This is a genomic window from Oceanobacillus senegalensis, assembly GCF_900176885.1.
GTDB lineage: Bacteria > Bacillota > Bacilli > Bacillales > Amphibacillaceae > Oceanobacillus > Oceanobacillus senegalensis.
The window spans coordinates 2,811,286-2,830,329 of record NZ_LT839648.1 but is presented as its reverse complement, the minus strand read 5'-3'; the positions used below and the strand labels follow the sequence as shown (position 1 = coordinate 2,830,329).

General features: G+C 35.5%; 20 protein-coding genes and 1 riboswitch. Of the genes, 15 read left to right on the top strand and 5 right to left on the bottom strand.

Annotated elements, in window-relative coordinates; all coding sequences use genetic code 11:
• Window positions 1-52: 52 nt before the first annotated feature.
• A complete protein-coding gene (locus CAO17_RS13710) occupies window positions 53-1,183 on the bottom strand; it encodes a CAP domain-containing protein (RefSeq protein ID WP_085993247.1) in 1,131 nt (376 codons plus the stop codon).
• A 365-nt stretch (window positions 1,184-1,548) separates the two neighbouring features.
• On the opposite strand from CAO17_RS13710, the gene CAO17_RS13705 reads away from it, so the two are divergent.
• From CAO17_RS13705 to CAO17_RS13695, 4 genes are all read left to right on the top strand, one after another.
• Window positions 1,549-1,740 carry a hotdog family protein gene (locus CAO17_RS13705; RefSeq protein WP_218775566.1) on the top strand — a complete coding sequence of 64 codons (192 nt, stop codon included), beginning with the start codon at window positions 1,549-1,551 and terminating at the stop codon, window positions 1,738-1,740.
• A 182-nt stretch (window positions 1,741-1,922) separates the two neighbouring features.
• Window positions 1,923-2,093: a hypothetical protein gene (locus CAO17_RS21425; protein WP_218775565.1), complete on the top strand. Its 171-nt coding sequence runs from the start codon at window positions 1,923-1,925 to the stop codon at window positions 2,091-2,093.
• A 485-nt stretch (window positions 2,094-2,578) separates the two neighbouring features.
• Window positions 2,579-2,989, top strand: a complete 411-nt coding sequence (locus tag CAO17_RS13700; protein ID WP_085993245.1) for a Zn-ribbon domain-containing OB-fold protein — start codon at window positions 2,579-2,581, stop codon at window positions 2,987-2,989.
• Between the two features lie 272 nt (window positions 2,990-3,261).
• On the top strand, window positions 3,262-3,714 hold the full coding sequence (locus CAO17_RS13695; RefSeq protein ID WP_085993244.1) for a nucleoside deaminase: 453 nt from the start codon (window positions 3,262-3,264) through the stop codon (window positions 3,712-3,714).
• A 331-nt stretch (window positions 3,715-4,045) separates the two neighbouring features.
• Here CAO17_RS13695 and CAO17_RS13690 read toward each other — a convergent pair whose 3' ends face one another.
• Window positions 4,046-4,366, bottom strand: a complete 321-nt coding sequence (locus CAO17_RS13690; RefSeq protein ID WP_085993243.1) for a hypothetical protein — start codon at window positions 4,364-4,366, stop codon at window positions 4,046-4,048.
• 198 nt (window positions 4,367-4,564) lie between these two features.
• On the opposite strand from CAO17_RS13690, the gene CAO17_RS13685 reads away from it, so the two are divergent.
• Together CAO17_RS13685 and CAO17_RS13680 are read left to right on the top strand one after the other, a co-directional pair.
• Window positions 4,565-5,773, top strand: coding sequence for an alanyl-tRNA editing protein (locus CAO17_RS13685; RefSeq protein ID WP_085993242.1), 1,209 nt, complete (start codon window positions 4,565-4,567; stop codon window positions 5,771-5,773).
• Window positions 5,774-5,819: 46 nt separating this feature from the next.
• On the top strand, window positions 5,820-6,380 hold the full coding sequence (locus CAO17_RS13680; protein WP_085993241.1) for a maltose acetyltransferase domain-containing protein: 561 nt from the start codon (window positions 5,820-5,822) through the stop codon (window positions 6,378-6,380).
• Between the two features lie 348 nt (window positions 6,381-6,728).
• Here CAO17_RS13680 and opuFB read toward each other — a convergent pair whose 3' ends face one another.
• Complete coding sequence (opuFB, locus tag CAO17_RS13675; RefSeq protein ID WP_085993240.1) at window positions 6,729-8,243, bottom strand: osmoprotectant update ABC transporter permease/substrate-binding subunit OpuFB; 1,515 nt, start codon at window positions 8,241-8,243, stop codon at window positions 6,729-6,731.
• Window positions 8,236-9,198 (bottom strand): ABC transporter ATP-binding protein, encoded by a 963-nt coding sequence (locus tag CAO17_RS13670; protein WP_085993239.1) that lies wholly within the window; start codon window positions 9,196-9,198, stop codon window positions 8,236-8,238. Before CAO17_RS13670 ends, opuFB begins: the two co-directional genes overlap by 8 nt.
• Before the next feature lie 339 nt (window positions 9,199-9,537).
• Between CAO17_RS13670 and CAO17_RS13665 the strand changes: the two genes are divergently transcribed.
• Complete coding sequence (locus CAO17_RS13665; RefSeq protein WP_085993238.1) at window positions 9,538-10,284, top strand: SDR family NAD(P)-dependent oxidoreductase; 747 nt, start codon at window positions 9,538-9,540, stop codon at window positions 10,282-10,284.
• 185 nt (window positions 10,285-10,469) lie between these two features.
• Here the strand turns inward: CAO17_RS13665 and CAO17_RS13660 are convergent, their stop codons facing one another.
• Window positions 10,470-11,006 (bottom strand): HD domain-containing protein, encoded by a 537-nt coding sequence (locus CAO17_RS13660; protein ID WP_085994490.1) that lies wholly within the window; start codon window positions 11,004-11,006, stop codon window positions 10,470-10,472.
• A gap of 558 nt (window positions 11,007-11,564) precedes the next feature.
• Here CAO17_RS13660 and CAO17_RS13655 point away from each other — a divergent pair.
• The 8 genes from CAO17_RS13655 (at window position 11,565) to CAO17_RS13620 (ending at window position 18,991) form a co-directional block, all read left to right on the top strand.
• Window positions 11,565-12,326 carry a MerR family transcriptional regulator gene (locus tag CAO17_RS13655; RefSeq protein ID WP_085993237.1) on the top strand — a complete coding sequence of 254 codons (762 nt, stop codon included), beginning with the start codon at window positions 11,565-11,567 and terminating at the stop codon, window positions 12,324-12,326.
• Window positions 12,327-12,585: 259 nt separating this feature from the next.
• Window positions 12,586-12,858, top strand: coding sequence for a hypothetical protein (locus CAO17_RS13650; RefSeq protein ID WP_085993236.1), 273 nt, complete (start codon window positions 12,586-12,588; stop codon window positions 12,856-12,858).
• Between the two features lie 335 nt (window positions 12,859-13,193).
• Window positions 13,194-13,324, top strand: a riboswitch (SAM riboswitch).
• A gap of 180 nt (window positions 13,325-13,504) precedes the next feature.
• On the top strand, window positions 13,505-14,074 hold the full coding sequence (gene ssuE / locus CAO17_RS13645) for an NADPH-dependent FMN reductase (RefSeq protein WP_342744207.1): 570 nt from the start codon (window positions 13,505-13,507) through the stop codon (window positions 14,072-14,074).
• Window positions 14,075-14,508: 434 nt separating this feature from the next.
• Window positions 14,509-16,251, top strand: coding sequence for a ribonuclease YeeF family protein (locus CAO17_RS13640; RefSeq protein ID WP_179151957.1), 1,743 nt, complete (start codon window positions 14,509-14,511; stop codon window positions 16,249-16,251).
• Window positions 16,252-16,346: 95 nt separating this feature from the next.
• Entirely contained in the window at window positions 16,347-16,652 is a 306-nt protein-coding gene (locus CAO17_RS13635) for a DUF4176 domain-containing protein (protein WP_085993234.1), read from the top strand.
• A 15-nt stretch (window positions 16,653-16,667) separates the two neighbouring features.
• Window positions 16,668-17,003, top strand: coding sequence for a hypothetical protein (locus CAO17_RS13630; RefSeq protein ID WP_085993233.1), 336 nt, complete (start codon window positions 16,668-16,670; stop codon window positions 17,001-17,003).
• 350 nt (window positions 17,004-17,353) lie between these two features.
• Window positions 17,354-17,764 carry a MarR family winged helix-turn-helix transcriptional regulator gene (locus CAO17_RS13625; RefSeq protein ID WP_085993232.1) on the top strand — a complete coding sequence of 137 codons (411 nt, stop codon included), beginning with the start codon at window positions 17,354-17,356 and terminating at the stop codon, window positions 17,762-17,764.
• A gap of 12 nt (window positions 17,765-17,776) precedes the next feature.
• Window positions 17,777-18,991, top strand: coding sequence for an MFS transporter (locus tag CAO17_RS13620; protein ID WP_245831849.1), 1,215 nt, complete (start codon window positions 17,777-17,779; stop codon window positions 18,989-18,991).
• Window positions 18,992-19,044 lie beyond the last annotated feature (53 nt).

Here is a 19,044-nt window from a genome sequence, read left to right as displayed (position 1 = left end):
GCGATTAAGACAAGTTGAAAAAACCTTCCAAAGTTTTACTTGGAAGGTTTTTTTACTTTGTTATAAAATTTTCGGTATAATACGGCTGGGAGTCATTATTAAAGGCAACGCCGACTGCGAGTGATTCAAATTCCTCTTTTAATATATTCTCTCTATGGCCTTGAGAGTTCATCAGACCTTCGTGAGCAAAAATGCTGCTAGTTTGACCTACAGCAAGATTTTCTCCTGCTAATTGGAAGACAATGTCATCTTCTTTCATTCGGTCAAATGGGGATAGGCCTTCTAGGTTGGTGTGACTGAAATAGTTATTGTCTGCCATATCCACACTATGGTCACGTGCTGTTTTTCTTAATGATTCCTCCCAAGTCAAAACAGGTAGCTCATGATTGACTCTTGCTGCGTTTGTTAAATCAAATAATTGGTATTCGAAGCCTTCCATTAATAATTTACTTGGTTGGGCAAAGTATTTTTCTTTTTGTTCTTCCAGTTCTTTATTAATGATTTGGATGGCTGTCATCGTGTAGTTCTCATGCTTATCAAAAAATATGGTGACATAATTATTATCAATTAAAAACGTTGCATGCTCTTGATTATTCTGTGTTTGGTAAGTGATAAAGCCTTTTTGAATACCTTTTAGTGGTTCCCCCAGTGTAGAGAGAACAGACTCTCTCGAACTATCGAAAGTAATGTTATTGTTTGATGTGAGTAAATCTTGGTTTGTATATAATCCTGCAACTTTATCATGAGAATCATATGCCACCATGAAAAAGTTATGATAGTTTTGGTGGTAAGCTACCCAATCTACACCATATTCATTCAAAGTGGATCGCTCTGGTTCACCGACTTGCTTTTCTACGTCTGAACGATTATCTCCAATTTCAATATTATGAACGGAAAAGGTTTGATTAGTTGGTTTATCAAGTGAAGGCTTCACTAAAGTAGGTTGATCTTGTTGTTCTTCTTTTGAAAGATGGTCCGTTACCCAATCAACTATTTTTTGAAATTCCTGATTAATGACTTCTGTTGTGGCAATGACATTTGGACTTTCTTTTATATCATTGATGTCGTTAGAAATTTCCCTCCATGCCCCTTGGGTACCAGATTGCTGATATGTTTCTCCATAAACATACCAAAGTGCACCCGCAATAAGTATCATCATGAAAATACTTCTAAGTTTTGGCATATATCCACTTCCTGCCTCAATCTCTAATTTAATTTATTTTAGCAAGTAATACCAGTATGAACAAATGTTGGGGAACTTAGTAGATGAATTTTTTAATTAACCATTTGATGCAACAAAAAGCGAAAGTATCTAGAGTCTAATCACGATTTTGCTTCAAAGTTAAGTAATAGTAACATCTGAAGTATGCGAAAATAGCACCTTTCCTGTGAATGCAAGTTTTCTAAAAACGTTCCAAAAATGTTGTGCATAATTCTTATGAGAGATTGCTTATTAAATTATATAAATATTTAGAATAATACTTCAAAAATTACAAGAGGTATGTTATATTAAGAACAATCAGATATTGTATGCGCTTACAATGCTGTGTGAAATCTAAGGGGGATTCCACATTTCAGTATTCCAATCGGAAGGCAGCATACATTGGTGAAAAACTTAGGTCTGGGGGAAGTGTCATTGAGCGTGATGTAGAAAATCGTGAAGTGAAGTTAGAAGTTTATATTAAAAATGAAGCGAATGATGTTATTGTTCCAGGAACTGCCACGGTCCGTTTTGATTAAAACATAATGGGGAAGTTAAACAATACAGAGTAGTATGGTGTGTTTTGCTACTCTGTATCTCTTACTCTTTAGAATGGGCAGAGTTTTTACAATAACTCTCGTATCACACATTAACTGTCAATGCTGGAAGTGGTACGACATTCACTGCACCTCATTAGACAGCATCAGCTATAGTGACTGGAATGTGTGAAACAGTTCTTATTACCATGGGAGATAGTCTTCAAAGTAGGCCTTCCCGTGACCAAGTAAAACAAGTATATTATTGCCCGAAATCAATATCTTTAGGTTTAAGTTCCGCCATGTCAAATGCTTGTTTTCCTGCATTGACAGCTGTTGATGTCGTTAAATTATGAACCTAGCTGCTAAGCTCAAGAGAAAGTCATTCTCTAACCAAGACTTTTGCTCATTCAGCAGATATAACAGTAATCACTAAATCCTCCTAGAATCGAACGAACATTCTAATACATGCAATGGATCAGTAATAAGCCGTAAATTCAATACACCCTCAACTGTAATTAATTCTTGCTTGCTTTTTAGCTGCAGGATTTAACACCGACCATTCGTTCTCATTGAATTAGAGGATTTAAGGTCTCTGTGAGAAGGGAGAGGGTGGGGATTCTGTTGATAGTGGTGAAATTGAACTGGAAAGCTCATTACCGCATGGTGGGTTATTATTCCATTCACAGGATCCATGTTTGCTTTGAATCAAAACAGTTATTCAGCTTAGAAAACAGGCTGGTGAAAGCAGGTTTCAAAAGTAGATGTTGCTTTGGTTCATGTCCAAGGTGGCATTATGTAAACCACACAACATTAATTATAGGTAGGGAGGTTTTCTAGAATGTCCGATCAATCCGAAAAGTTCTTCCCTCATCCTACGGCAGATACTAAGCCATATTGGGATGGATGTAAGAAGCATGAAGTATTTATTCAATATTGTTCTCTTTGTGATAAATATCAATTTTATCCACGTCCAATATGCACGAATTGTATGGATGATAATGTAGAATGGAAAAAAGCTTCTGGTATGGGGTCAGTGATTAGTTATACAACTGTTCGTCGTTCACTTTCGAAGGCGTATGAGGATGAAGAACCATATATTCTTGCTATTATTGAATTGGATGAAGGGGTAACGATGTTAAGTAACATCATCGGTTGCTCAACGGAAGAAGTAAAGGCTGGAATGAGAGTAGAGGTTGTTTTTGAAGAGTGGTCTAATGATATTTCTATTCCTAAGTTTTGTCCAGTTTAAATGAAGGAAGTACTGTTTGTTTCGAAATGGCAATAAGGATATTCATGAAGTGGAGAGTCGAAAACGGATGTTAAATAATAAAAAATTTCTGCAATCTATTATCTGTAATCTAAAGTCTTGGTTGAAAATATCAATCAAGACTTTTAAACTGTATGTTATATTGAAGTGTTGTTGATAGAAATGAATGGATTGGATTCCCATGAAGATAGGGTATTAATCAAGTCGGAACTTATGAGTGATTATGAAAAATGATTAATAGGAGGATGATTCATTTGGATTTTTTCATGCAAAGAGCTGTAGAGTTAGCTATTGATAATGTAAAAAGTGGCGGACAGCCTTTTGGTGCAGTATTGGTAAAAGATAATGATATCATTACGGAAGGTGTGAATGAATTACATAAAAATTATGATGTAAGTGGTCATGCTGAAATGCTAGCTATCCGCAGGGCACAAGAGCAATTACAAACCCTTAATTTATCAGGTTATACGATGTATGCAAGTGGGGAGCCTTGTCCAATGTGTTTAACAGCGATGTACTTTGCTGGGATTGATCACGTGTATTATTGCCAATCGGTGGAGGATGCTGTTCAAGTAGGACTAGGAAAATCTCAATTTATTTATGAAGAATTAAGAAAAAGTAAGGAAGAACGTACTGTGAAAATGAAACAAATGATATTGCAAGAAGGCAAAGAAAGCCCTCTGGAACTGTGGCAGAAGAAATCGTAAATAGTACTGTCATATCTAATTATTCTCTTTTTCTGTGCCATAAATTTTTTAATCTTCACTAGTGCTATTCGAAATACGTTCTGGTGATTAGATTTCTATAACGTATGTTATCTTTTTACCAGCACTTACAAAATATATACATTATAAAATGAATAAGAATAATTATCTTTCAATGTTAATGATCCATTAAGGGCAGCTGTTTTACCTATTGCTAATTTTGTTATTTAATACTAGTGGTGGAAAGGAATCACGGTAATATACCGTATAATAAGAAAAGCTCTTTGAAAACAGATTTATTTCCAAAGAGGCTGTTTTAATAAGTATTGGGAATTTAGTTATGAAAAGGGGTCGTTGTTATAGGATTTAACAGCATAAGCATTTCTATTCCAGTCATGTCTGGTAACTTTTTAAGAAATTCATTCATATCTTGACGATTGGAGAAGCTAAAGGCTGCTAATTCAATAACAGGACTATAGACATGATTATCGTCTGACCGTAGGAGTTGGTATAGTCTTAAAGTAATGTTAGCGTTTTCCGTTTCGGAAAGGGCTGCAATACCTATCTTTTCATCCTGAGGGGTAAAGATAGTAGTTTCAATGTTCATGGATTCAAGAAATTCATTTGGAAAGGATACCATTCTATCTGAGGACATATGTTACCCTACTCTCTATAATATTTGTAGTTATTTTATCATTAAACACTTTAAATGACTAGCATAAATTTCATTTGCAACATTATAATGTTAGAAAAAATTTTGTTAGGTTAAATAACGATGTGTTACGAGTGAAATCTATCATTAGTTATTGTGGTATAGTGAAACAAAGAAATTTGATTAAGGGGAGTATTAAGAATGGGAACAAAGAAGCTATACTATAAGGATTCTTATATATATTCATTTAAAGCAAGGCTTCACAAATCGGGTACGGATGATAAAGGACGTTTTTATATTGTACTAGATCAAACTGCTTTTTATCCAATAGGTGGAGGACAACCCAATGATACTGGTACATTAAATAATAAGCCTGTAATCGATGTGGAAGAAGTAGATGGGGAGATTCGTCATTATATGGTAGAGCCGGATCTGACGGAAACGGAGTATGTTGGAGAAATTAATTGGGATAGAAGGTTTGATCATATGCAACAACATGCTGGTCAACACATTTTAACAGCTGCATTTGAGGAACAATTCGACTATAAAACATTGAGCTTTCATTTAGGAAAAGAGATATGTTCGATAGACATAGAGGCAGCGGATTTAAAAGAGAAGGAGGCCAATCGAGTAGAGGAAATAGCCAATCAAATTATTGTGCAGAATAGTCCAATAGAAACGAAATGGGTTACAGAAAAAGAACTTGACAACTATCCTCTACGAAAAGATATATCCGTTTCTGAAAATATCCGTTTAGTCATTATTCCGGATTTTGACTATAATGGATGTGGTGGGACACATCCTAATACAACGGGCCAGGTAAGTATGATAAAAATACTGCATTGGGAAAGGAAAAAGAAAAACACCCGCGTATATTTTGCTTGTGGAAATAGAGTACTAGCACAACTTCATGAAAAAGAAAAGGTTATTCAAGGACTGAGGAAACGCTTTAGTGTACCACAGGAAAAAATAATGGAAGCAACCAATAAAATGCACGAAAAGATAAAAGAATTGGAGAGTACAGTTAGCGATTTGAACATGAAGTTGTTAGAATACGAAGCTAAGGAATTCATTCAACATGCACAAATATTTAATAACAAGAAAATAGTTCAGTCGGTTTTTGCCAATCGTTCTAAACTAGACATCCAACAGTTAGCTAAGATTTTAGTAGACAAAAACAGCGATATTTTGGTGTTATTTGTGAATGAAACGGATGATAAATTACAGCTTGTCGGTTCCCGTGGAGAGCAATGGAATTTACATATGGGGCAGTTTGTTCAACAATCCTTGACCATCATCAATGGAAGAGGTGGTGGCAGGGAAAACATGGCACAAGGGGGAGGAGAAAAAGTTATTTCTGCAGAGAACTTTATAGAAAAAGTTATGACGATGCTAGAAGGATACGTATGAAACGTTAAGTAAAAGTCACGAAATTACTCAGGTAAGGAGAACAACGATGGCAACGGAAAAAGAGAAAATGTTACGTGGAGAACGATATGATGCATCAGATCCACAGCTTGTGAAAGAAAGAATATATGCTAGGAAAATGACCAGATTATATAATCAAACCTTGGAAACAGAAGATGAGAAAAGAATGAATCTTTTAAAAGAGTTAATCGGTTCTACAAGAGATGAGTTGTATATAGAACCAACGTTTCGATGTGACTATGGTTATAATATTCATGTTGGTGAAAATTTCTATGCAAACTTTGATTGCGTATTATTGGACGTTTGTGAAATAAAAATTGGTGATAATTGTATTTTCGCACCTGGTGTGCATATCTATACTGCAACCCATCCAATAGATGCCACAGAAAGAACTACTGGATTGGAATTTGGTCGGCCTGTAAAGATTGGCCAGAATGTGTGGATTGGTGGCAGAGCAATTATTAATCCTGGGGTTACAATAGGAAATAATGTTGTAGTCGCTTCAGGTGCTGTTGTCACGAAAGACGTTCCAGATAACGTCGTGGTGGGAGGAAACCCTGCAAAAATCATTAAACAGATTAATCATTAAGGATTTTAGACGCATGAAGGAAAAGTCTATAAGTACTATTCAGAAGGAAAGGTCCAGTAAAACATACGTAAAATATATATTCTTCATCCTTTTCCAAAAAGAATAAGGTTGGGACAAAAGTATTTTCTCAAAGAAAAAATAGCGTATCATTGGTCCATAAAGAACTGCTCCGGTAGTGAAACATCTTCGTTTGAAAATGTGTATGCATTTTCAAAGAGTTTACGTATATTTCTTCTACGTTTTTTTCGTTAAACACTTTGGTTATCGCAGGTTAAGGGGCAGTAATACCCCCACTGATTGAGATTCACTTTATGTCCCAACCTCGGTATCATAAAAAGGGTTTCCCCATTATTCTATTAAACCTTCCTTTTTTAGATATTCTCTAGCCACTTCTTCAGCGCTTCTTCCTTCTACGTCAACCATGTAATTCATTTCGCGCATTTGGTCATCTGTTATTTTTCCTGCAAGTTGATTTAGGGCATCGACGATCTCAGGGTATTTTCGGACGGTCTCTTTTCTTAATAATGGTGCACCCTGATATGGTGGGAATAATTCTCTGTCATCTTTTAAAACGGTCAAATTATATCTTTCCAATTCACTATCAGTAGAATAAGCATCGATTAAATGAATATCTCCTTGTTCGATGGCTGAATAGCGAAGTTGTGGTTCCATGGTTGTTAGATTAGGAAATTCAATACCATAAATCTCCTGTATCCCTAAATATCCATCTTCCCGATCAGAAAATTCAAGGGTGAAACCGGCCTTCACTTGATTTTCTATTCCCTTCAAATCTGAAATCGTTTCTAATTGATGTTCTTTTGCAAATTCATTTGGTACCGCCAATGAATACGTATTGTTATATGCCATTGGTTTTAGTAATACAAGACCAAACTGTTCTAAGAGCCCTTCTTTTGCCTGTTCATAAACTTCCTGTCTATCATTGCTGACGGCTGTTTCCTTTAAAAACTCAGAGATAGCAGTTCCTGTAAATTCTGGGTAAATATCAATACTTTCTGATTCTAAAGCATTAAATAGGAAGGAAGTTTTCCCAAGTCCAGGCTCCAGTGAAACCTGTAAATTGGTCTCATCTTCGATTAATAGTTTATACATGTTGATTAAAATTTCAGGTTCTGAACCAAGTTTTCCACCTATAACAATTTGATCATTCTGGCCTTTGAATAGCGGTGCCACTAGAATAACAAGAACGATAAGCGCGATTCCGCCCATTGTTATGAGTGATTGTTTAAAGGAAAGGCGTTCCATTCTTCGTAATAATACATCAAATACAATCGCTAGTAATGCGGCTGGAATGGCTCCAAGGATAATAAGTGATGGGTTATTTCTGTCGATACCTAGTAAGATAATATCCCCTAAACCACCCGCACCAATTAAGGCTGCAAGTGTAGTCGTACCTACAATGAGTACCATTCCTGTACGAATACCTGCCATAATGACAGGCATTGCTAGTGGAAGCTCTACCTTTAAAAGTCGTTTTCGATGATTCATTCCCATCGCCATGGCTGCCTCGATTAAGGAGGGATCAACTTCCTTAATTCCAGTGTATGTATTTCTTAGGATAGGGAGTAATGAATAAATGACCAATGCAATCACTGCAGGGACTTTTCCAATTCCGAATAGAGGGATAAACAATCCTAATAATGCAAGGGAAGGGATAGTTTGCATCACAGCGGCAATGCCAATAATCCCCTCGGCCATCTTTTCTTTTTTAGATAAATATATCCCAAGTGGAATGGCAATCAAAACAGCAAAGAAAAGGGCGATAAAGGAAATTTGTATGTGTTCAATGAGTGCTTGAATGAATTGATCCTGTCTATTTTGAATTTCTTCGATATAACTAGCCATTTGTAAAACCTCTTTTCTCTAGTTGACGAGAGAAATATTGAATCATCATTTGTCGACTTAAGCTACCGATGATTTCTCCATCTTTTTCTACACCAATATTTTCATACATTGTTAGTTGTTTTAAAATTTCATCTATAGTTGAAGTAGAAGGAATAATGGTTGCCGGTTTGAGCGTTTCATCATCTAGTGGGCGTATGATTTCCTCTAATACCAAGTCTGTATTTCCGTCTTTCCTAGAAACTCCAATAAAATCTTGAACAAACTCATTTGCAGGTTGATGAAGGATTTCCGTCGATGTTCCTGATTGTACTTTTTCTCCATCCTTCATGAGGCATATACGATCAGCTAGCTTAATAGCCTCTTGCATATCATGAGTTACAAAAACAATCGTTTTTTGGATGTTTTTCTGTAATTTAATCATGTCATCCTGTAGTTTCTCACGGCTAATGGGATCAAGAGCACTAAATGGCTCGTCCATTAAAATGATGTCTGGGTCAGCTGCGAGAGCTCGTATCACGCCTATTCGTTGTTGTTCTCCGCCAGAAAGCTCATTAGGCTTACGCTTTCGATAGATGTCAGGATCAAGTCCAACCATATTTAAAAGTTCTGTAACGCGATTTTTTATTTTTTTCTGACTCCATTTCTTTAATTCCGGTACAATAGCAATATTCTCTTCAATAGTCATATGTGGAAAAAGAGCGATTTGTTGAAGAACATAGCCGATATTCCAACGAAGTTCCTCCGTGTTGTATTCATTAATCCTTTTACCGTTTATGGTAATTTTCCCGTCTGAAAGAGAAATGAGCTGATTCATCATCTTTAGTGTTGTCGTTTTACCACATCCACTTGGACCAATCAGAACAAAAAATTCCCCTTCTTTAATTTCAATATTTAAGGAATGAACAGCAATTGTTCCGTCATCATACCTTTTTGTTACATTTTCAAATTTAATCATATCTTATAACTCCTTGTTGTTCCTCTTGCTTAATATAATAACAGTATAAATTACTTATACATCTTCTTAAAATAACTCGGCTTTTATTGGAAATAGTAAAGACGATGATGTTAAACTACTGAAAATAAGGTGGAATGAATAGAGTGGGATTACAATTAACGAGTCTGGAACAAAAGGATCAAGTTTCGAACATGATTGAATATCAAAGCTTCGGAAACATACTTCGCAAAGTGAGGATGTCTGGCTTTTTGCAGGAGATTATATATGGGTGGAGAAGTAGTTAAGAAGCTGATATTTATGTTATTTCAGAAGTAATTAAGAAGAAAGGGACTGGGGCTTATGCCTGATTTAAAGAACTATGTTGTTTTAGTAACTGGTGCTAATCGTGGTCAAGGAAAAGGAATTGCGGAGCATTTAGCAACATTAGGTGCAATGGTCATTGTTGGTGCACGGAATTATGTTCAAGCGAGTGAAGTAGCAGTTAGTATAGGAGAAAAACGTGCTCATCCTGTACAGCTTGATGTGACAAATACTGTGCAATGGCAGGAAGCCGTCAAGCAGATCATTGATAAATTTGGTCATATTGATGTGCTCGTAAATAATGCCGGAATTTTAATACGTGGTCCACTGGATAACATGGAAATAGAAGATTACCGGGAAATGATTAATGTCAATCAGCTTGGGGTCTTTCGAGGAATGCAGGCTGTTATTCCGTATATGGAAAAGCAGAAAAAGGGATCTATCATTAATAATGTTTCGGTTTCTTCGTTTGCCCCTATTACTCATTCCTCGGCGTATGCTGCTACTAAAGCAGCAGTAGTGGCTATGTCGAAAGCAGCTGCTGTAGAATTGGGCAATAAAGGGATTCGCGTAAATATCATCCATCCAGGTGGTATAGAGACAGATATGGCTACAGAGGGAGGCGGCGTGCCAGCTTTTTATAGCACCACTCCACTTGGACGTATTGGTCAACCTGTTGAAATTGCTAAGGCGGTAGCTTTTTTTGCTTCTGATGAGAGCTCTTATTGTACAGGTGCAGAACTCGTTGTTGATGGAGGGGCAACATTAGGTGCAGCTGACATTTAGGTAAAACATATAAGTGAAATGACATGGAAGAATTTACATAGGGCTGGGACAACAGTATTTTTTCAACACAAAATGGAGTGAGTTTACGTGTGTTTTTTCTACACTAATCGGTGCATTGTTCGTCTTTTAAGTTAAACATATTGGTTAAGTCCCAGCCGCTATATGATTACGAAATAAATATATGGTTAACTTGTTTGTTCCAAATGATTTGTTTTAAGATATTTTTCTATATTGGAATCTAGCTTTTTAATTCGTTTTAATGCGGTGGATGAATCAATTTGTCGGTAATGATGATTTCCACCCGGCTCTTCGTCTGCCTCATCTGCTTCTGCCACTACCTTTTGCAGTGGAGTGAGCTGCAAATGTCCTTCAGGTAAATACGAATCTGTATGAAGGAGGACGGCTAAGGCAATTGCTTTGGCATTTTGCAAATTTTCTCCACAGCGTACAAGAAGTTTATGTGCACGAGCAGCTCCTTTTATCGCATGAATGTCATTTTCTTTATATAATTGAAAATCCCATTCACCATTCTGATACCACTCGTAATGACCAATGTCATGTAAAAGCCCAGCTTTCACAGCTAAATCCGGATTTACTCCCTTATTTATAGAAATATGAAACGCTTTTTCAGCGACAGATATTGCATGTGCCATACCAGAGCGCCCTACATATTTTTGGGTAATCGGGTGCACAAAAAGTTCTTCTAATGTTACCTTTCTTATCAATGCTAGCCCTCCTTATCATTTATTCGAAAATTAAAAAAGTATATTGCTTAATAAAATAACATGTGCTAGTTGATATTGCAATGGTTTTTATCACCATTCAATCCTTTTTTTTGTTGTATGTGTGAAAATGGGGGTATTTTACATAACTAGATGAAATAAAGCCTATAATAAGCATGTTTATATTTAATACGAGGATAAGGGTGGTATATGTGCGGAAGTATATTTTCGGGATTGTTATGATTGCGGTTTTGTGGCTTATTTTTAATTCTAATTCTAGAAGAGTAGCTTATTGGTCCCGTTGTTTTAGGTCGTATATCAGTCAATTAGTAAGGGATCAAATGCGAAAGCTAAGAATTAGGATTTCAGAATCACTTACGTTTAACTAAAAAAAAGGTCGCCATGGTGAAGGCGATCTTTTTTACGTTAGAAAAGTATAAAGTACGTTTTTCGTTAATGTGAAAATGCCAAGTTTTTATAAGATAAAAATATAGTATAGATACCCTTGACCTTTACGCAACGTTAAGGATTATGATTGTAAATGTCAGGAGGGATCTGATGGAATATACCGTAAAAAACTTAGCACAATTATCAGGTGTGAGTAAGAGAACATTAAGATATTATGATCAAATAGGATTATTAAAACCAGCTAGAATTAATTCCTCTGGTTATCGTATTTATGGACAAAAAGAAGTTGATTTACTGCAGCATATTTTGTTTTACCGTGAATTAGAGTTTAGCCTGGAAGAGATAGCGAAAATCATTCAACAACCTAATCATGATCAAACTGCTGCATTAAAAGACCACTACAACAGACTTAAGGAAAAACGAGATCGCCTTGAGACATTGATGTCAACAGTTAAGAGAACTATTGCCAATAAAGAAGGAGGGATACAGATGAAGGATAAAGAAAAATTTGAAGGATTTAAGGATGAAATGATTAGAGAAAACGAACAAAAGTATGGAAAAGAAATTCGTGAAAAATATGGAGAAGATATCATAAATGCAAGTCATGCAAAACTAAGAGGGATGTCTAAGGAAAATTATAAAAAAATGACGAATTTAGGAGAGGAGATACTTTCATTGCTTAAAAAGGCTTATGTTACGGGTAATCCAGCTTGCGATGTCGCACAAGAACTTGCTGCTAAGCATAAAGAATGGTTGATGTTTTCTTGGTCAAATTATACGAAAGAAGCACATTTAGAGTTGGCTGATATGTATGTAACGGACGAGCGATTCACCGCCTATTATGATAGAGCTGTTAAGGGTGGAGCTAAATTCTTACGTGATGCTATATGGATGTATTTAGGGAAAATGTAGATTTGAACCGGGAAAGGGATGTTCTTTTCCGGTATTTTTGAATGTAGGTACATATTTACATACTCGGTTTGTGGCTATGGGGATCTTAATATAGAAGAATTTAGTATAACAGATATTATTAACACTCCATATCCAATTTTATTTTCTGTATTTCGGAATGGTTATGTAATTGGCAAAACCTAATAATTTCCGTATACGATTGTTTCTGTTGGTAACAATAATTAAAGGATAAAATGAATATATTTACGGAGGTACTTCAATGGATCAAAACATCCAACAGAAATTAAATCAGGCTAGTCAAAATATAAAACAAGCTCAAGATTCCGTATTACAAGCACAGGGTAGGGACCAACAGCTCCTTCAACAAGCTCAACAGAATTTACAACAAGCAGAAGATGAGTTGAATAATTTGCAAAATCAGATGGGGAAAGAATTAACGGAAAATCCACAATTCCAGCAAGCCTTTGAAAGTCTACACGATACACGGCAGCAAGTATCGGAAGCAACACAAAATATAAACGACACGCTTTAAATAGGAGGAACCTCGCTTTGTAAAAAGTGGGTTCCTTTTTTGACACGAATTTAATTTTACCATTCTCAAAACAACGATGGGAGTAACCTCTAACTGTTTATCCTTTATATTTTGAATGAAAACTAAACAACAGTAGAAGGATTAAAAGATGATTTAAAAACATCATTGATCCAACTTATAATTTTGCTGTACTTTTCGCGAAATTATTTCATTTCCCGGGGAATAGCGACATTAATATATTAAAAACTTCCTTTATTTTAAGATAAATACGAATTCTTCTATTGACATCTGTTATTCTGTCAGATAGTATAAATATACTAAAAAGTATATTAATTTCCTTATAAAGAGTCAGGGGAGGAATCTGGTCCTATGATCCTGCAGCAACCTTTACTTTACTTGTTTCAATTATAAGTTGAGTAATTTGGTGCTAAATCCAGCAAACAAATTATTGTTTGACAGATGAGGAGTGTTTGTTAGTTAAGTCGAACTCTTCAAAATCTGAAGAGTTTTTTTTGTATATTCATCTATAAATCCAAGTATACAAATCGGAAAAAGTTGATTAGAAGGGGATGGTAAAATCGTAAAGCTGAGGAGAGGTGTGAAAAAAAGAATTTTACGAATACATATTTAAGGTTGTTAGTGATTAATGAAAAAAGAAAGGAACATTCAAATGAGTGATATCGTAATCTTGTCCGGTAGTCCATCAGAAAATTCCCGTACGCAATCCGTACTTAATTTTATGGGGGCTTTATTAGAAAAAGAAAATTATAATGTAACTTACCTTTCTGTGAGGGATGTACCTTCCGAAGACTTAATGTTTGGTAATTTTAATGGAATAGAAGTAACACAGATTTCTAGTCAATTAAAAAATGCGAAAGGGGTTATTGTGGGTTCACCCATATATAAGTCCTCTTATTCAGGTGTTTTAAAAGCACTAATAGATATTCTTCCTCAAGATATTTTACAGAATACTCCTGTTTTACCAGTAATGACTGGTGGTAGTCCATCTCATTTATTGGCATTAGAATATACGCTTAAACCGTTACTAGCAACGTTAAAAGGAAAAAATCTGAAGGGATTGTATTTTACAGAACAACAAATTGAGAAAGGAAGTCTTTACCCAATTATTGATGAGGATGTTCTAAATCGTACAAGAAAACAGTTAAATTACTTTATTGAACTGATTAATAATGAAAGAGTTCTTCAAACAATTTAAGGAATATAGGTACAAAAGTGGATGTGATATTTATTATAAATCGCATTCACTTTTCGTATATGGTAGAAAAATGACGGCGTTTGGGGAAAGATTTAATAGAATGGTTAATAAAAGTGGGAGTTAAGAAGAGACTGTATGTATTACCGTATGTGTTCTAATCTATTTATTGCCTTCTAGTATATTAGGCGAATCGATTATAGATTTTAATATTCTGAGATGGACAGGTAGATTTAAAGTAAGGTTGTATAGTTATTTATTCCTGGTCAAATACTCTCGTTCCATTTGCTAATTATCGGAAAAATGGTTGCAATTGCCGATTAAAATGGGGAAGAAAGTTTTATACAATATAGGAAGTATATGGGAAATGCATCGTCAAATAGTCCCGTAAAAACGGTAGCTTGAAAGAGAGTAGGTATCCAGGAGGAGAGTTTGTATTGAAAGTATTAGATGTAAAGGAACTGGATGATGCGGTTTTATTGACGACAAAACAATTGAAAACATTGGAAAGTCAAGTGAGTGATTTACAGCAGGCTGTTAAAGGTATGGTTATGCTTGATGATACACTGAAAGGAATGGGGGGAGACGCCATTCGCTCCTTTTATGCCGGTTGTCACAAGCCGCTGATTGTTTTTTTGCAAAACTTCTTTAACAGTTATAAAGACGTTCTATCCCAAATAAAGCAAGCAGTTCACTCCTACGAATCACAATCAGATGGTTTTGTTCGAGAGTCCTTTTTACAAAATGAAATAGAGCAAGGCTTACAAGAAGTAAAGAATGTTGCGGGAAAACTCACAGATGCAACGAATCAGGTTATTCAACAAGTTAGTGATATTGTTTCATTACCAATGATTCATGATGACGAATTTGCTAGCATGGTTCAGCAAGCATCTAAAAATAAGAATGAAACGATTGAACAATTGTATACACTGGATCAGTCACAAACAAATACATTGGAATCGATTAAAGCAGATGTAGTGATTATGAAAAACTACGTCACAGATTTGGAAGGTAAATTTCGTAATGGTGATTTAACAGTAGAAAATTTTGATGTTACCATACTGGATGATTCAGCATCCTATAACAAATTAAAAGAACGAGTAGATCCTGTTCAGGCTGCATTAAAGAAATTATCTGGTATTCTTTCTGATATTGGACCATATCTGGCGATGATGATTCCAGGAGTGATGTTTCCATTAAGCAATATGTATCAAGGTATTTCTAATATGGATAACAGTTTATTGGATGATAATATTAAACAGGTCACGAATAAAAGCAATCCAGAAATACTTAATCTGAATTCGACAATGTCAAATGAAGAAGTAGGGGCCATAAAGAAATATATAGTGGAAAATTATATTGATGTGGATCGATCATTAAATCAGGACTATCTATATGGTAATTACCTTAATTATTGGACTGCGGGTGGAGCAACTGCTCTTGGTGCCTATACCTATATGAATAACTTAAAATCCTTTGATGCACAAAAGGTTTCCAGCTCATCTGGTTCTAATAAGTTGAAGGAAAAGGGTTACCTCATAAGTGGGGATAAAGTAGATGTAAATGATGATTTTAGTGTGTCAGGTGGCGCTGGAATGTATAATCATGATTTTGTATTTCATGATTGGGCGGTGTTAGGGGGGACAACGGATACATTCCAAATTGGAGGTAAAACGAGAGGCAGTCTTGTTCATGGAGAAATGGATTGGAATACTGATTATTCTGATGCGAAAGCCAATATGGATATTTTCAATGCAGGTGCTGAAGCAAGACTTGGTGGAACATCGGTTTTAGGACTGCCATTACCATATGTTAAAGCTGAGGGTACAGTTTATCAGCTTCAAGGAAGAACCCAAGTCGATAAAAATAATCCATATATTGGATCTATTTTAGGTGGAACCGGAGGAGCAGCTAAATTTAGAGTTGGAAATGCGGATGCATATGCTGGATTTGAAAATCACTCGGTTGGGGTTGGTGCGAAGGCTTCCATGGTTGAAGGGGAAGTCAATCCAATTATCGGGATTCCTTTCACTGATTATAATGTCAAGTTAACCTTAGGTGGTTCAGCTGGAAGTATCGGTGGTGAAGCGAAGATAGGTAAAGAATCTGTGCTGGATTTACGATTTCTTTTAGGAGTTAAAGTTGGCCTAGCTTTTGAGAAGGATAATAGTGCAGAATAGTGTATTTATTGCGGGTTAATCGATAGTAATATGATTGTACTAAAATTAAGGTGACTTTGGGAATTTATCAAAATTTGCTAAGAAGGATGAGAACGATGGAAAAGGATTTTAACTCATTAAAAATTGATAAAGGGACAGCATTATTACCAATTGGAAGTGTTGTTACATTGGATATTGTTGGCCAAGCGGTTATGATTTATGGAAGAAAACAAAAACAAGCTAATAATGAAAGTATTTGGGATTATGTTGCTTGTCCATATCCACAGGGTCATATTTCCGATGATACTAATGTCTTTTTCAATCATGATCAAATAAAGGATGTAGTCTTTAAAGGATTAGAGACTGAAGGCGAAATCAAGGTTAGAAAAGAACTTGAAAGATTGATGGCAGATAATAAATAAACGAGGGATGATATCTTGAAAAAAATAAAAAACTGGTTATTCGAGCCATATCACTTAGGAAAATCAGATATTCGATACCTAAAAGGAATACAATCAGAAGCACAAGAGAAAACGAAGAAGTTACGTGTTTTCCAGCTCATCCTCTTTAATATTATGATACTTGCTATTTATTCTTTCTTGTTTGCTATGTGTATCGTTTATATAGCAATCTCTTTTTCTATGGTTTATTGGTTTGCATTTGTTGGTGTCTTTTTCGTAATCCCAATTATGATGTTGATAAAGTACATGCAAAAGAAAGTTTATATGAAATTTAGAGACGCTTATATTGAAAAAGACCCTAGCCTTTTTTAAGTGTAGAAAAATAGATTTAGGGTGGTCTTTCAGGGTTTTTTAAGAATGTCAATATAGATTCATAATAGCTGATTTCTCTTTAATTATAAAAGAGCAATCAGCATTTTGTTTATAAAGGAATGTTTTTCACATAATGTGGTAAAGGGGGAAAAAATAAAAAATCTCGAATTTATCGCAGGTTAAGGGGGAGTTATACCCCCACCTCCAGGTAGCCTTTGTTCTTGGGTGAAGGAAAACCTCCACTGATTGAAGATATACTTTATTGTATTGTTCAATAGTGAACAAAATACGTGGACAATTTTCTATAAGTGTAGTATAGTTACCTAGGTAACTATAATCGGAGGGATATTATGGCACAGTCGTTCTTTCATCATCACTTACAATTTACAAGATCCTTTAAGAAAAAATTAAATGAACAATTAGCTGAAGTTGGATTATATCACTCCCAATGGCTAATCGTATATTACTTAAGGCATTTTGAAACAGCAACTCTAGTAGAGATTAGTGGTTATCTTGACGTAGAGAAACCTACAATTACTCGGACGGTAAATCGATTGGAAGAGGGACAACTCATCATAAAGGTGCCTAGCAAAGATAGAAGGGAGCGTCGAATTCGATTGACAGAGAAAGGACTACAGGTGTATGAGGAAGCCATACAACTGGTAGAAGAATTCGAGCAATCATTAATCGATAAAATTCCAGCATCTGATATCGAAACCACCTTGAAAACTATCCAGTCTTTAAAAGGAAAATTAAAATAAGGAGGAGTATTTTTGAGTAATAGAAAGCCAAAATTGTGGACGAAGGATTTCATTATGGTTTCCACTTCCAATTTTTTATTATTCATCTCATTTTACATGCTAATGGTGACATTAGCATTTTATGCAGTTGAAAATTTTAATGCTTCTGAAAGTGCTGCGGGTTTAGCGTCAAGTATTTTCGTACTTGGTGCTGTGTTAGTTAGACCGGTTGCTGGAAAAATAATTGAAGCGGTAGGAAAGAAAAAATTATTGGTCATTGGTTTAAGTATGTTCTTTGGATGTATGCTGTTATATTTTCCGATCCAAAACTTGGAATGGTTATTACTTATTCGCTTCCTCCATGGTTTTTCATTTGGAATAAGTACCACGGCAACAGGTACGATTGCGGCAGATATAATCCCAATGGTTAGACGTGGAGAAGGAATGGGGTATTTTGCGACAAGTATGAACTTGGCTATGGCAATTGGCCCATTCTTAGGATTATTGGTTATACAGAATTTACAAGGTACCTCTATTTTTGTAGTAACAACAATTTTTGCAACAATTGCCTTAATCGCTGCATTATTTTTACAGGTACCTATTCTGGATGTTCCGGAAGGGGAGAATAAGAACGAAAAAGGGTTTAGATTTAGTGACTATTTTGAAAAGAGCACCATTCCGATTGGTGTGTTAATGATGGTTAGTGGATTTGTTTACTCAAGTATTCTCACCTTCATGTCAGCATATGCAGCGGAAATAAACTTAGTTGATGCAGCAAGTTTCTTCTTTGTGATGTATGCTATTTTTCTTTTATTGTCCAGACCTCTAACAGGAAGGATATTTGATGAAAAAGGGGAAAATGCTGTCATTTATCCATCTATTTTGCTGTATGCGATTGGATTAGTTATCTTGAGTCAGGCTAATGTGGGATGGATTTTACTTGTTGCTGGAGCAATCATTGGAATTGGGTTTGGTACTTTGCAATCAAGCGCGCAAACTGTGTCTATTAACTTAGCAAAAAGGCATCGAGTCGGATTAGCAACATCTACCTTCTTTGTTTTTTATGACTTTGGTATAGGGGTAGGTCCATTTCTATTAGGATTTATCGTACCAATAATTGGCTTCCGTAGTTTATATTTATTGATGGCTATTATCGCCTTTGGTACGTTGTTCGTATATTATATTGTACACGGTAAAAAAGCAGCAAATAAACAAAAGGAAGAACAAGAAACGGAAACTAGTGCATAATTGAACCCTAGTTTAAAATTGTTTTCACAAGCTATCCGATATATAATATACAA

Coding starts and splice junctions, on each gene's coding strand:
- CAO17_RS13710 (WP_085993247.1), bottom strand. CDS start 1,183: ATGCCAAAACTTAGAAGTATTTTCATGATGATACTTATTGCGGGTGCA.
- CAO17_RS21425 (WP_218775565.1), top strand. CDS start 1,923: ATGTGTGAAACAGTTCTTATTACCATGGGAGATAGTCTTCAAAGTAGG.
- CAO17_RS13700 (WP_085993245.1), top strand. CDS start 2,579: ATGTCCGATCAATCCGAAAAGTTCTTCCCTCATCCTACGGCAGATACT.
- CAO17_RS13690 (WP_085993243.1), bottom strand. CDS start 4,366: ATGTCCTCAGATAGAATGGTATCCTTTCCAAATGAATTTCTTGAATCC.
- CAO17_RS13685 (WP_085993242.1), top strand. CDS start 4,565: ATGGGAACAAAGAAGCTATACTATAAGGATTCTTATATATATTCATTT.
- CAO17_RS13680 (WP_085993241.1), top strand. CDS start 5,820: ATGGCAACGGAAAAAGAGAAAATGTTACGTGGAGAACGATATGATGCA.
- opuFB (WP_085993240.1), bottom strand. CDS start 8,243: ATGGCTAGTTATATCGAAGAAATTCAAAATAGACAGGATCAATTCATT.
- CAO17_RS13670 (WP_085993239.1), bottom strand. CDS start 9,198: ATGATTAAATTTGAAAATGTAACAAAAAGGTATGATGACGGAACAATT.
- CAO17_RS13665 (WP_085993238.1), top strand. CDS start 9,538: ATGCCTGATTTAAAGAACTATGTTGTTTTAGTAACTGGTGCTAATCGT.
- CAO17_RS13655 (WP_085993237.1), top strand. CDS start 11,565: ATGGAATATACCGTAAAAAACTTAGCACAATTATCAGGTGTGAGTAAG.
- CAO17_RS13650 (WP_085993236.1), top strand. CDS start 12,586: ATGGATCAAAACATCCAACAGAAATTAAATCAGGCTAGTCAAAATATA.
- ssuE (WP_342744207.1), top strand. CDS start 13,505: ATGAAAAAAGAAAGGAACATTCAAATGAGTGATATCGTAATCTTGTCC.
- CAO17_RS13635 (WP_085993234.1), top strand. CDS start 16,347: ATGGAAAAGGATTTTAACTCATTAAAAATTGATAAAGGGACAGCATTA.
- CAO17_RS13625 (WP_085993232.1), top strand. CDS start 17,354: ATGGCACAGTCGTTCTTTCATCATCACTTACAATTTACAAGATCCTTT.